Below are 12,430 nucleotides of genomic sequence, written 5' to 3' on the forward strand. Positions count from 1 at the left end.
GGGAGTGAATTAAAATGGATAGAGATTGGCATAGACAAGATATTTTAGCTGCAATACGGAAAGCAAAAGGCTCACTAGCAGCATTATCAAGAGAGAGCGGGCTTTCGCCAAGTACATTAGCTAACGCGCTAACACGCCCGTGGCCCAAGGGAGAAGTAATTATTGCAGACGCTATCGGTGTTTCCCCTCGAGAGATATGGCCCAGTAGGTTCATCGATTATCGAGGGCGGATGATTATTCGAAGAGTAAGGCAAAACTAACGTTAAGAGGGTGGTTCAAATGGATAAAAAACTACTAAACTCGCTTAAAATGTTAATACCATTTTGGGAAAATAGTTCGGAAGCTTGGGGGGTTAAGGATAACAAGTCAGTGTTTATTTATGCAAATAATAGGTTTGGTACATTATTAGGCTTACCTGATAAATTTAGTGTGGAAGGGCGATTAGATGGCGAACTTCCTGCGCCAACGGCAGAGTTTCAGACTGAATTTCAGGAACATGACCGTCAGGCGATATTATCGAAAGAACGTGCGACAACGATTGAAATCCATGCATTTGAGCGACGTTCCTATTTTCAACCTTACTTTTGTGATAAGTATCCATTAATAGATAAAAACGGCATTTCACAGGGGCTTATTTTTCATGCAAGGCCAGTAGAAGATATAATATTAACGCATTTAAATAAAATAAAAGTCCCCACCTCACTTATCTTTACCCCGCCATCAGAGTCATTTACCAAAAGAGAGTGGGAGGTGTTATTTTATATTTTACATGCTTTTTCAAGCCCTGACATTGCTAAAAAGCTTAATTTATCAACCAGATCAGTCTGCAATATAATTCAAAATATCTATCGAAAGGCCGGTGTGACCAGTAAAAAACAGGTTATAGAATATTGTTATGAGAAGAAAATTAATAACTATGTACCACAAAGTTTCTTTGAATACTCAGGTTCTTTTCCGCTTGCGGGGAAAGGTAACGTAAATTTAAGGGGAAAGTAATGATGGATAAGACATTACTAAACTCGCTTGAGGTATTAATACGGTTTTGGGAGCATAGTTCAGAACCTTGGGGGGTTAAAGATAATCAATCAAGATTTATTTATGCAAATAACAGATTCAATAAATTATTAGCTTTACCGGATAAATACTGTGTAGAGGGGCGGTCTGATGGCGAACTTCCCACTCCAATATCAGATTTTGAGGTTGAGTTTCAAGAGCATGACCGTAAGGTAGAGCTATTGCAGGATCGTATAACAGCGGTTGAAATACATGAGTGGGATGGCCTTTCCTATTTTAAGCCTAATTTCTGTGACAAATATCCGTTAATAGATAGCGATGGGATATCGCAAGGTGTTATTTTCCATGTAAGACCTGTGCATGATATGTTGTTAACAAATTTAGGTAAAATAAAAGTCCCCACCTCACTTATCTTTACCCCGCCATCAGAATTATTTACTAAAAGAGAATGGGAGGTGTTGTTTTATATTTTACATGCTTTCTCAAGTAAAGAGATTGCTAAAAAAATCCATTTATCCACCAGAACAGTTTGTAATATAACTCAAAAAACCTATCGAAAGGCCAGTGTGACCAGTAAAAAACAGGTTGTTGAGTATTGTTATGAAAATAAGATAAATAATTATGTTCCGCAGAGCTTCTTTGAATACTCGGGTTCCTTCCCACTGGCTGGGTAAGTAAAACTAAATATAATGGGAGGATTGAAATGGAAAAAAACCTAAAGCAATCGCTTGAGATATTAATCCGGTTCTGGGAACACAGTTCTGAACCTTGGGCGGTAAAAGATAATCAATCAAGATTTATTTATGCCAATAGACGAGTTTATAAATTATTCAATTTACCTGAAAAATACAACCTTGAAGGTCGGTTAGATGGTGAGATTCCTACGCCATCAGCAGATTTTCAGGACGAATTTCAGCAGCAGGATCGTCAGGTAGAATTATCACAGGACCGCGTAGCATCAGTTGATATTCAGCTATATGATGGCCGTTCATATTTCACACCTTATTTTAGTGACAAATACCCACTAATAGATGAACATGGCATATCCCAAGGAGTTATTTGTCATGGGCGGCCCGTACAAGATATAATGTTAACGCGTTTAAATAAAATAAAAGTTCCGATATCACTTATCTTTACACCTCCATCTGCATTATTCACCAAAAGAGAATGGGAGGTATTGTTTTATATTTTACATGCTTTCTCAAGTAAAGAGATTGCTAAAAAAATCCATTTATCAACCAAGTCAGTCTGCAATATAATCCAAAGCATCTATAGAAAAGCCGGTGTAACCAGTAAACGGCAGGTTATAGAGTATTGTTATGAAAATAAGATTAATAATTATGTGCCGCAGAGTTTCTTTGAATATTCGGGTTCGTTCCCTCTTATGTAGGACAAACTTCTGTGCCGATTACATGAAAAATATCATGTAATCGGCGTTGTCACCCAGCAGCAATCTGGTAGGGCAGTGTAAAACGCCCTTATTGCCCCGCTACGCTATGCACTTCACCATGCTGCATAGTTTGATTGACTTGTTGCCCATTGCCGTCAGTAGCTTGTAGAGAGCCGCTAACAGTAGGTTTCAATGGTGTATCGGCAGCCAGACTTCCTTTTATCTGTAATTTTAGGTTGCCCAGGCCATGCAACGGTAATGCTGGCCAACCCCAGTTTTGCAAGATATCCAGATTGACAGAACGGCCGGTCAGCGCCAGTGATAAGGCGCGGGCAGGCGTTTGGTCAATACTGGCGGTGGACTCCAGTAAGCCCTCTTTGGTGAATGCGCTTAACTCACTAAATGTAATCTGTTGTTCATTGGCATTGAGGGCCAGTGACGGACGGCGAATATCATTTTTATTAAATGTCGCATTACCTGCATTCAACATTAATGAGCCAGACCATACACCCCACTGATGGTTTTTTGCCAACAGTAAGTTAGTGCCTGCGGCGTCCAGCGATGTAATCTGGAAGGGGAAGTCAGGGCTGATATCAATCAACAAGTTACGATTAGCACTAAGCTTGCCGACGTACACCTCGGATAGCCAGTTTGGCAATGTTTGTTGCCATTGTTGCTTCCAATCGGCAGGCAGAGTGTAAACCAGCGCGACCAGTGTCAGTTCATCCAATTGCAGGCGATGAGTATCGCGCGCCCAATTCCCCTGAGTTCTTAATAGACCATCCTGCCAGCGGGTTGAGAACTGATTAATTGCGACGCCAGCCGGAGATAAAGCAAATGTTGCTATTGGGTCAATCAGATGAATATTACCCTTGATAATATCACCGGCATTGAAGGACAGTTCGCCATCCTCTGTTTGCCAATCGCCTTGTTTAAACGTGATATTTTTTAGCGTCAAATCCAGGTCATTAAATGCCCAACTTTTCCCTTCTACTCGCGCATCAATTAAATCAAACCGTTTTAGCGTAATCGGCGGGAGTTGTAAGAATGTATTCCAAACATCATCTATCGATGCTGGTGTTTGTAGGCGAATATTGCTGAGCCGCAGGCGATCGACCAGCCAACTGCCATCAGCCGCTTGGCTGGCGTTACCGGTCAATTCACCCTGCGCGATATCTGCCCCAAAATTGGTTAGGGTCAGGGCATTTTTCTGTATCGAGCCTTGCAGATAAAGTTGTTGCGCGGTAATACCGTTAATGGTTAAAGAACCGGCACTAAACTGAAATTGAGCATTTTCGCCAAGGCTATTACCCGGTTGTGGCTGCCAAGGCACCAAACCGCCAGTCACTTGCTGACCCGCAATCTTCCACTGAGTTGCTGAGTTTTTCGCCTCAAGAGTGGTATCGAGGGCCATATTAGTCAACTGCAAGGTATCAGCCTGTAATGGCAGCGGTGATGGGCTGTTACTGAGGATTAAACGACCATTTTGCAGATTGAGACTGAGAAGGTGACGAGGCTCGGTCAGTTGCCGCCAACTCAGGCCAAACAGCGCTTGTTGGGCAACAAGAAACGGAGGCTGATTGGCCCGGCCCAGAGTGATATCACTGAAACTGACTTGTCCCGGTTGGGACCATGAGTGGTCTATTTTACCCAGAGAGAGGCGATATTCACTATTATCACTAACCCAACGGCTCAGCCAACCGGCAGCCCAACTGGTTTGGAGCAATACGTAACACAGCACTACGGACAGCACCAGTAGTAGTAATAACGTTAGCAGCACTTTCCCGAGAAATTTCATCCGGTCTTTCCACGCCTGTCGGTGATACGGAACCCTGTTTATGCCGTAATTTGTCCATGAGCTCAATAGACAATCAGTTATCCGGCGATAAAAAAATGGCCGGGATCGTTTACGACCGGCCATTTCATTGACGTGTTGATGTAAAGATTATTTTTCTTGTGGGAAGAGTAAGTTAAGCACAATGGCAGTAATACCACCGGCAGCAATCCCGGAAGAAAGCAGCGTTTTTACCCAATCTGGCGCGAATTGTAGAATCAATGGCTGTTGTGCCACACCCATACCAACTGCCAATGACAGAGCCATAATCATAATAGCGCGCCGATTGAGTGTTTCACGAGAGACAATACGCACGCCGGAAGCTGCAATGGTACCGAACATCACCAGCGTGGCGCCCCCCAGCACTGGTTCAGGAATATGTTGCACGAAACCTGCAACCGCCGGGAACAAGCCCAGAACAATCAGCATCAGTGCGACAACGAAACCGACATAACGACTGGCAACACCGGTCAACTGGATCACGCCATTGTTCTGGCCGAAGCAGGAGTTAGGGAAGGTGTTGAACACTGCCGACAGCATGGAGTTCAAACCATTCGCCAGCACACCACCTTTCAGGCGTTTCATATACAACGGGCCATGAACAGGTTGTTCAGAGACATCCGAGGTCGCGGTGATATCACCAATGGTCTCCAGTGAGGTCACCATGAAGATTAACATCAGTGGTACCAGCAGATTCCAATCAAAGGAGAGGCCATAATAGAGTGGTGTTGGGATAGTGATCAGCGCGGTATCTACCACCGGGCGGCTCTCTGGCAACATACCCAACGACCAGGCCAGCAAGTAACCCACGGCCATCGCAATGACTAAAGAGGCCACACGCAAATACGGGTTGCGCTGGCGGTTCAGTAGAATAATCACGACTAATACGGCACCCGCTAATAGCAGGTTTTTCGGTGCGCCAAAGGTATGGTCACTCATTGCACCATAACCGCCGCCAATTGATGTCAGCCCAACCTGAATCAATGACAAACCGATGATCATCACCACGATACCAGATACCAGTGGGGTGATAATGCGGCGCGCCAGATGCAGGAAGCGGGAAAGTATAATTTCGGTGCAGGACGCCACCATTAGCGTACCAAACAGTGCTGCCATCATGGTTGGGATATCTGCGCCGCCGTTTTTTAGCGCCAGGCCACCCATAATCAATGGCGAAACAAAGTTAAAACTGGTGCCCTGAATCGATAATAGGCCAGAGCCAACTGGCCCCCAGGTTTTAATTTGCAGTAACGATGCCAAGCCGGAGGCAAATAGCGACATGCTAATAATGCGTTGGGTATCTTCCGCTGGTAGTCCCAGCGCCTGACAAATCAATAAGCCAGGGGTTATCACTGCGACAAACATCGCCAATAAATGCTGGCAAGCAGCGAACAATGTTTGGGCGAGTGGGGGGCGGTCTTCTAAACGGTAAATCAATTCGCTGGGGCGAGTGGCTGCTTGCTGTGGAGTATCAAGCTCGGCGGATTGCGTAGACATGGAGTGGCATTCCCGGATCGGCAAAGAGGGCATTTTAATGATCCGGCTCACAAAAGCAATCGGTTGCGCTGCGTTTTTAAAAATAATTCTATTCGGTGCTCACCTGCATTTTTCTATTACTAAACTTGTAATGGGCGGCGTTTTTTCTTCTAATCCCTTCCTTAACTGTTTTGGCGTTTTTAAGGAACTGTCTAACGTCATATTTTTAATCGATATTTCAATCGCATGGAGTACCAAGATGTTTCATCTCGATACCTATGGCACGCTAGTCGCGGCCTGCTTGGTTTTATTATTAGGCCGAAAACTCGTACAAACTGTCCCATTCCTGAAAAAATACACTATTCCTGAACCAGTAGCCGGCGGTTTGTTGGTTGCCTTCTTGATGTTGCTGATGCAAAAGACTCTTGGCTGGGAAATCAGTTTTGATATGTCGCTCAAAGATCCCTTGATGCTGGCATTCTTTGCAACTATTGGTTTGAATGCCAATCTGGCTAGCTTACGTGCTGGCGGCAAAGCTTTGAGCGTATTTGTGTTTGTGGTCATTGGTTTGTTGCTCATGCAGAACGCAATTGGTATTGCGCTTGCTAAATTGATGGGGCTAGACCCGTTGATGGGGTTACTAGCTGGCTCAATTACCTTATCAGGTGGGCACGGTACTGGTGCTGCGTGGAGTAAACTCTTTTCTGAACGCTATGGCTTTGAAAATGCAACAGAAGTTGCTATGGCTTGTGCAACATTTGGTTTGGTGCTGGGGGGATTGATTGGTGGCCCGGTAGCCCGCTACCTGGTGAAGCGCTCTTCCACACCCGATGGTACGCCGGAGGACAGCGAAGTCCCTTCCGCATTTGAAAAGCCTTCGGCGGGGCGCATGATCACCTCGTTGGTGTTAGTTGAAACCATCGCCATGATAGCTATCTGCCTGATGGCAGGCAATGTGATTGCGGGTTGGTTGCAGGGCACGATGTTTGAACTGCCAATCTTTGTTTGTGTGCTGTTTGTCGGGGTTATCCTCAGTAACACGTTGTCGGCAATCGGCTTCTATAAAGTCTTTGATCGTGCGGTATCAGTGCTGGGCAATGTCAGTCTGTCACTGTTTTTGGCAATGGCACTGATGAGTTTGAAGCTCTGGGAGCTGGCTTCACTGGCATTACCGATGCTGGTAATTTTGTCAGTTCAGGCACTGGCGATGGCGTTGTACGCTATCTTTGTCACTTATCGCATCATGGGAAAAAACTATGATGCAGCGGTACTGGCGGCGGGGCACTGTGGTTTTGGTCTGGGTGCAACACCGACTGCAATCGCCAATATGCAAGCGATTACTGACCGTTTTGGCCCATCTCATCTGGCGTTCTTAGTGGTACCAATGGTTGGCGCATTCTTTATTGATATCGCTAATGCGATCGTGATTAAGCTGTATCTTTTACTGCCAATATTCCCAGCGGTGGTAGGGTAACTGCACTTAGGGGTGGGTTTACCTGCCCCTTATTTATTAAGCGTTAGTGTAACGCGCTCGCTCTGGTAGCCAGCGCTCAATCAATGCGCGTGCATGTTCAGGATATTGCTGGTGCAGATGGCGAGCTACCCGTTGGACTTCGGGAATCATCGCCTGATCGCGCAGTAAATCAGCCACTTTGAACTCCGCACTTCCAGTTTGCCGTGTTCCCAACAATTCGCCCGGTCCACGGATTTCTAAATCTCGCTGGGCAATGACAAAGCCATCATTACTATCACGCAACACTTGCAAACGCATCTGGGCGGTTTTACTCAACGGCGTTTTATAGAGTAATACACAATGAGAGGCGACAGCACCACGGCCGACACGGCCTCGTAACTGATGTAATTGCGCTAACCCCAAGCGTTCCGGGTTATCGATTATCATCAGGCTGGCGTTAGGCACATCGACCCCAACCTCGATCACTGTGGTTGCCACCAATAGCTGCAACTCACCCTGTTTAAATGCCTGCATAACTGCCTGTTTTTCTGGTCCTTTCATGCGCCCATGAACTAAACCGACTTTAATTTCCGGCAAAGCAATTTTCAGTTCTTCACAAGTTACTTCGGCGGCCTGCGCTTCCAGGACTTCCGATTCCTCAATCAGTGTGCAGACCCAATAAGCTTGCCGACCCTCTTCCAGACAGGCATTTTTAACTCGCTGGATAACATCACTGCGGCGGGTATCAGGGATTGCCACTGTAGTCACCGGTGTTCTACCTGGCGGAAGCTCATCAATCACTGAGGTATCAAGATCTGCATAGGCAGTCATGGCCAGCGTTCTTGGAATTGGGGTCGCGGTCATAATGAGTTGATGTGGATGGAAACCTTGCTCCTCGCCCTTTTCCCATAAAGCGAGCCGTTGATGAACACCAAAACGATGTTGTTCATCAATAATAACCAGCGCCAGTCCAGAGAACTGCACCTGTTCTTGAAACATCGCATGGGTGCCAACAACCATTGCAACCTGACCGCTGGCGACAGCTTCTTGCTGTGCTATACGGGCTTTACCTTTTTGCTTGCCAGCCAGCCAGCCCACTTGCAGCCCCAACGGTTCTAGCCATTGGCGAAAAGTGGAGGCATGTTGTTCTGCCAGTAATTCGGTGGGTGCCATCAAAGCAACCTGCTTGCCGTGAGCAATTGCCCGTAGCGCGGCCAGGGCTGCAACCAATGTTTTTCCTGAGCCAACGTCCCCTTGAATCAATCGCATCATCGGGAAGTTATGGGTCATATCCTGCTCAATCTCCGCCACTACCCGTTGCTGGGCATGCGTGGGGCTGAAAGGTAGCGCGGCCAGAAAACGTTGTTTGAGTTGTTGCTCTGCCAATAGCGGTAATGCCCGATAGCTTTGCGCGCCGGCCCGGACAGCCAACATACTGAGGTTATGAGCGACTAGCTCTTCCATGATTAATCGCCGCTGTGCAGGATGCTTGCCTTGATCTAAATCAGTCAACTGAATATTTGCTGGTGGGCGATGCAGGGTATGAATAGCTTCTGGCAAGCTAATGAGTGAGCGGCTTAACTCAATCGGCAATAATTCGGCAATAACACAAGTATCCAGCATCGCCAGCGCTTGATCGATAAGTTTGCGCAAGGTCGCCTGACGAATCCCTTCGGTGGTGGGATAAACGGGTGTCAGGGACTCTTGTAATTCAACGCCAATGTTCTCGCCATGCACCCGATATTCAGGGTGAATGATTTCCGCCCCGGTATTGCCCCGTTTGACTTCGCCGTAGGCGATAACATGCTTGCCCGGAGACAAACTGTTTTTCATCGCAGCGTTGAAGTTAAAGAAACGCAGAGTGAGAATACCACTACCGTCGCTGATTTGGCAGGTCATCATGCGGCGGCGGCCAAAGGTGATATCAGAACGTAGAACCTCGCCCTCAACATTAACCGAGAGGCCAGGCATTAAATCGCCAATACGATACAGGCGAGTACGATCTTCATAACGCAGTGGGAGGTGAAGCAGTAGGTCTTGGATGGTTTCCAACCCCATTTTAGCCAGCTTCCCAGCCTGACTTGAGCCAACACCGGAAAGTGTACTGAGGGGTACTGCATCCAGCAGGCGGCCTTTCATTTAAGACTCCGTGGCTTGCATGGCAGACCACCATTGTGCATCGGCAATAACCTGACCCTGCTCATCAATATGTGGTTGAGGTAGCCCTTTCCGTTTGGCGACTTGTGCCAATACCGGATACCCCCCCTCAAACAGTAATCGTTGCTGCTCATCTTCGGGCAAGACACTTTTTGCTCGCTGATACATACCTGCATTTTGCCGCTGCCGTTGGGCTTCATATAAAATCAACGCAGACGCGACAGAAACATTGAGTGATTGCACCATGCCGATCATCGGAATAATGATGTCTTGGTCCGCGAGTGCTAACGCTTCCTCAGATATACCGGTCTTCTCTTGTCCCATCAAAATACAGGTTGGGCGGGTATAGTCTATTTCACGAAAATCGACAGCATTATCAGACAGATGCGTTGCCAGAACTTGCATGTTCTGTGATTTCAGATGAGCAATGGCATCGCTAATATGAGTGTGTGTTTTGACTTGTACCCAACTGTTGCTGCCGGCCGCGGAAGAGAGTCGTGTATACATCTGAGTCGTTGGCCAAATTGCATGTACTTGATGGATACCGACAGCATCAGCTGTACGAATGATAGCGGATACATTATGAGGTTTATGTACTTGCTCCAGGCAAACCGTTAGGTCCGGCTGCCTGGTAGCCAGCATTTCACAAATCCGCGCATAGCGTTGAGGATTCATAGGCGTTAGTTACGATTACGGCTGACTTTAACCACATCTGGCATGATACGAATCTTACGCATTATGTTAGCCAGATGGACCCTGTCACGGGTAGTCAGGCGAATAAAGGCACTGTATACCCGGCCATCTTTCTCTTCAGTATTCAGGCTCTGAATATTAGATTCGGCTGCATTGATTGCCGCAGTCAGATTTGCCAAAGCACCTTGCTGATTGAACATATCGACTTTAATTTCAGCAATGAACTCTTGTTCAGTCTCTTGATCCCACTCAACCGCCATAAATTTCTCAGGCTCTTTCTGGTAGCCACGGATATTACGGCAAGACTCATGATGGATAACCAAACCTTTGCCTGGGCTGATATGAGCAATAATCGGGTCACCGGGGATAGGACGGCAGCACTTGGCAAAGGTAATTAGGACACCATCGGCACCCTTGATTGCCAGATTACGGGTGCCAGAGGTCGCCAGCGTTGATAGGTCACCCAACAGGTTTTTGGCCACTACCACACTCATCGCATTACCCAAGCCAATTTCTGCTAGCAAATCATCTAGCGTCGCCAGTTTCATACGGTCCAGTTCATGTTTGATATTATCTTCAGAAATATCAGACAGTTTTCGACCATTTCCTAACGCATGATTCAGTAACCGGCGGCCAAGGCTCACCGATTCATCACGTTTCAGGTTTTTCAGCAACTGGCGAATTTTGGCTCGCGCTTTCGAGCTGACAACAAAGTTCAGCCAGGCCGCATTTGGCCGAGCACCCGGAGCGGTAATAATCTCAACGGTCTGGCCACTGTTCAGTGACTGAGAAAGCGGGTAGGGCTGACGGTCAACACGCGCACCTACACAGGCATGGCCAATATCGGTATGCACGGCATAGGCAAAGTCGACAGGTGTCGCACCGGCAGGTAATTCAACGATGCGCCCTTCTGGGGTGAAAACGTAAATCTCATCAGGGAATAAATCAGATTTTACGCTTTCAATAAATTCAAATGAGCTGCCTGCACTTTGCTGTAACTCCAGCAAGCTTTGCATCCAGCGCTGAGCGCGAATTTGTGCGGTGGTGCCAGACTCACCCTGCTCTTTATAAGCCCAGTGTGCAGCAACCCCCATTTCGGCCATCTGATCCATATCTTCAGTACGAATCTGTACCTCGACCGGAACCCCATGAGGGCCGATTAATGAGGTATGTAACGATTGATAGCCGTTAGCCTTAGGGATGGCAATATAGTCTTTCACTCTACCGGGGCGTGGCTTATACAGGCTGTGAGCCTGACCCAACACGCGGTAGCAAGTATCGACTTCTTTGACTATTACCCGAAAAGCATAGATATCCATGATGGAGTGAAAACGCTGCTCTTTCAGGTTCATTTTGCAATAAATGGAATAGAGATGCTTTTCACGACCACTGACTCGGCAAGGAATACCGGCCTCAGTCAGACGCCCTTCAATCTCCGCCAAGATTTTCTGAATCATCTCTTTGCGGTTACCACGTGCGGCTTTCACCACTTCTTTAATTACGCGATAGCGATTGGGGTAGAGCGCTTCAAAACCCAGCTCTTCCAGCTCGGTTTTTAAATGATGGATACCCAGCCGATGGGCCAGTGGGCTGTATATTTCAAGGGTTTCACGTGCAATGCGGCGACGTTTATCTGGGCGTAAGGAACCCAGCGTTCGCATGTTATGTGTGCGGTCAGCCAGTTTGATCAAAATAACGCGGATATCCTGCACCATCGCCATGATCATTTTGCGGAAATTTTCCGCCTGAGCTTCTTTCTTGTCACGAAAATTCAGTTTATCGAGTTTAGAAACACCCTCGACCAGCTCGGCTACGCTTTTCCCAAACAACTGCTCCATATCTTGATATGTAGCAGGAGTATCTTCAATGACGTCATGTAATAACGCCGCCATTAAGGTTTCGTAATCGAGCCGCATCTCCGCGAGAATACAGGCCACAGCAACAGGATGAGTGATATAAGGCTCACCACTGGAGCGTGTCTGACCCTCGTGAGCATCACGTGCAACAAGATATGCCTGTTTGAGGCGCTTAATCTGCTCCTCTGGCAGGTAACGTTGAATCAGCAGATTCAGGCTTTCAAACAGGTACAAGGCAGACTCGCTGTCTAATTAACGACGACCTTCAGCAATCGCGGTTACCGCTTGGATCTCTGCGGCTTCCTGCTCTTGCTGTTCTTGGCGTTCACGAACATCGAGAATCTGATTAGTAATCAGGCCTTCTTCAATCTCGCGCAGCGCAATCACAGTAACTTTATCGTTTTCTTCTGGAACCAGTGCGTCTTTACCGCCGGACTGGATTTGACGTGCCCGACGAGCAGCGACCAACACCAGGTCAAAACGGTTACCAATTTTCTCTACAGCGTCTTGAACAGTTACGCGTGCCATAATTCTGCTACTCCACAGGTGACGAAATG

At 47.1% G+C, this 12,430-nt stretch carries 11 protein-coding genes; 5 read left to right on the forward strand and 6 right to left on the reverse strand.

Features of this window, described 5'->3' with window-relative positions:
• Positions 1–14 precede the first annotated feature (14 nt).
• The 4 genes from V2A84_RS19430 to V2A84_RS19445 are packed head-to-tail and all read left to right on the forward strand — an operon-like array spanning position 15 to position 2,404.
• Positions 15–260, forward strand: a complete 246-nt coding sequence (locus V2A84_RS19430; protein ID WP_083161647.1) for a helix-turn-helix domain-containing protein — start codon at positions 15–17, stop codon at positions 258–260.
• Positions 261–279: 19 nt separating this feature from the next.
• Positions 280–996: a helix-turn-helix transcriptional regulator gene (locus tag V2A84_RS19435; protein WP_083161649.1), complete on the forward strand. Its 717-nt coding sequence runs from the start codon at positions 280–282 to the stop codon at positions 994–996.
• A gap of 2 nt (positions 997–998) precedes the next feature.
• Complete coding sequence (locus V2A84_RS19440) at positions 999–1,688, forward strand: helix-turn-helix transcriptional regulator (RefSeq protein ID WP_442849143.1); 690 nt, start codon at positions 999–1,001, stop codon at positions 1,686–1,688.
• A gap of 29 nt (positions 1,689–1,717) precedes the next feature.
• Positions 1,718–2,404, forward strand: coding sequence for a helix-turn-helix transcriptional regulator (locus V2A84_RS19445; protein ID WP_083161651.1), 687 nt, complete (start codon positions 1,718–1,720; stop codon positions 2,402–2,404).
• Positions 2,405–2,492: 88 nt separating this feature from the next.
• Here V2A84_RS19445 and V2A84_RS19450 read toward each other — a convergent pair whose 3' ends face one another.
• Complete coding sequence (locus V2A84_RS19450) at positions 2,493–4,202, reverse strand: AsmA family protein (RefSeq protein ID WP_083161653.1); 1,710 nt, start codon at positions 4,200–4,202, stop codon at positions 2,493–2,495.
• 147 nt (positions 4,203–4,349) lie between these two features.
• Positions 4,350–5,735, reverse strand: a complete 1,386-nt coding sequence (locus V2A84_RS19455) for a uracil-xanthine permease family protein (protein WP_083161655.1) — start codon at positions 5,733–5,735, stop codon at positions 4,350–4,352.
• A 238-nt stretch (positions 5,736–5,973) separates the two neighbouring features.
• Between V2A84_RS19455 and gltS the strand changes: the two genes are divergently transcribed.
• The gene (gltS, locus tag V2A84_RS19460; protein ID WP_083163981.1) at positions 5,974–7,188 is read left to right on the forward strand and encodes a sodium/glutamate symporter; all 1,215 of its coding nucleotides are present in this window, start codon (positions 5,974–5,976) and stop codon (positions 7,186–7,188) included.
• A gap of 36 nt (positions 7,189–7,224) precedes the next feature.
• Here the strand turns inward: gltS and recG are convergent, their stop codons facing one another.
• The 4 genes from recG to rpoZ are packed head-to-tail and all read right to left on the reverse strand — an operon-like array spanning position 7,225 to position 12,401.
• Complete coding sequence (gene recG / locus V2A84_RS19465; RefSeq protein WP_083161657.1) at positions 7,225–9,306, reverse strand: ATP-dependent DNA helicase RecG; 2,082 nt, start codon at positions 9,304–9,306, stop codon at positions 7,225–7,227.
• On the reverse strand, positions 9,307–9,999 hold the full coding sequence (gene trmH, locus V2A84_RS19470) for a tRNA (guanosine(18)-2'-O)-methyltransferase TrmH (protein WP_083161659.1): 693 nt from the start codon (positions 9,997–9,999) through the stop codon (positions 9,307–9,309).
• Positions 10,000–10,004: 5 nt separating this feature from the next.
• The gene (gene spoT / locus V2A84_RS19475; RefSeq protein ID WP_083161661.1) at positions 10,005–12,107 is read right to left on the reverse strand and encodes a bifunctional GTP diphosphokinase/guanosine-3',5'-bis pyrophosphate 3'-pyrophosphohydrolase; all 2,103 of its coding nucleotides are present in this window, start codon (positions 12,105–12,107) and stop codon (positions 10,005–10,007) included.
• Between the two features lie 18 nt (positions 12,108–12,125).
• A complete protein-coding gene (rpoZ, locus tag V2A84_RS19480; RefSeq protein ID WP_004392061.1) occupies positions 12,126–12,401 on the reverse strand; it encodes a DNA-directed RNA polymerase subunit omega in 276 nt (91 codons plus the stop codon).
• Positions 12,402–12,430: the final 29 nt, after the last annotated feature.

The organism is Yersinia sp. 2553 StPb PI, from assembly GCF_052217105.1.
GTDB classification, from domain to species: Bacteria; Pseudomonadota; Gammaproteobacteria; order Enterobacterales; family Enterobacteriaceae; genus Yersinia; species Yersinia enterocolitica_E.

Bases quoted from the DNA above. Each gene is read 5' to 3' on its own strand.
- V2A84_RS19430 (WP_083161647.1), top strand. From the start codon at position 15: ATGGATAGAGATTGGCATAGACAAGATATTTTAGCTGCAATACGGAAA.
- V2A84_RS19435 (WP_083161649.1), top strand. From the start codon at position 280: ATGGATAAAAAACTACTAAACTCGCTTAAAATGTTAATACCATTTTGG.
- V2A84_RS19440 (WP_442849143.1), top strand. From the start codon at position 999: ATGGATAAGACATTACTAAACTCGCTTGAGGTATTAATACGGTTTTGG.
- V2A84_RS19445 (WP_083161651.1), top strand. From the start codon at position 1,718: ATGGAAAAAAACCTAAAGCAATCGCTTGAGATATTAATCCGGTTCTGG.
- V2A84_RS19450 (WP_083161653.1), bottom strand. From the start codon at position 4,202: ATGAAATTTCTCGGGAAAGTGCTGCTAACGTTATTACTACTACTGGTG.
- V2A84_RS19455 (WP_083161655.1), bottom strand. From the start codon at position 5,735: ATGTCTACGCAATCCGCCGAGCTTGATACTCCACAGCAAGCAGCCACT.
- gltS (WP_083163981.1), top strand. From the start codon at position 5,974: ATGTTTCATCTCGATACCTATGGCACGCTAGTCGCGGCCTGCTTGGTT.
- recG (WP_083161657.1), bottom strand. From the start codon at position 9,306: ATGAAAGGCCGCCTGCTGGATGCAGTACCCCTCAGTACACTTTCCGGT.
- trmH (WP_083161659.1), bottom strand. From the start codon at position 9,999: ATGAATCCTCAACGCTATGCGCGGATTTGTGAAATGCTGGCTACCAGG.
- rpoZ (WP_004392061.1), bottom strand. From the start codon at position 12,401: ATGGCACGCGTAACTGTTCAAGACGCTGTAGAGAAAATTGGTAACCGT.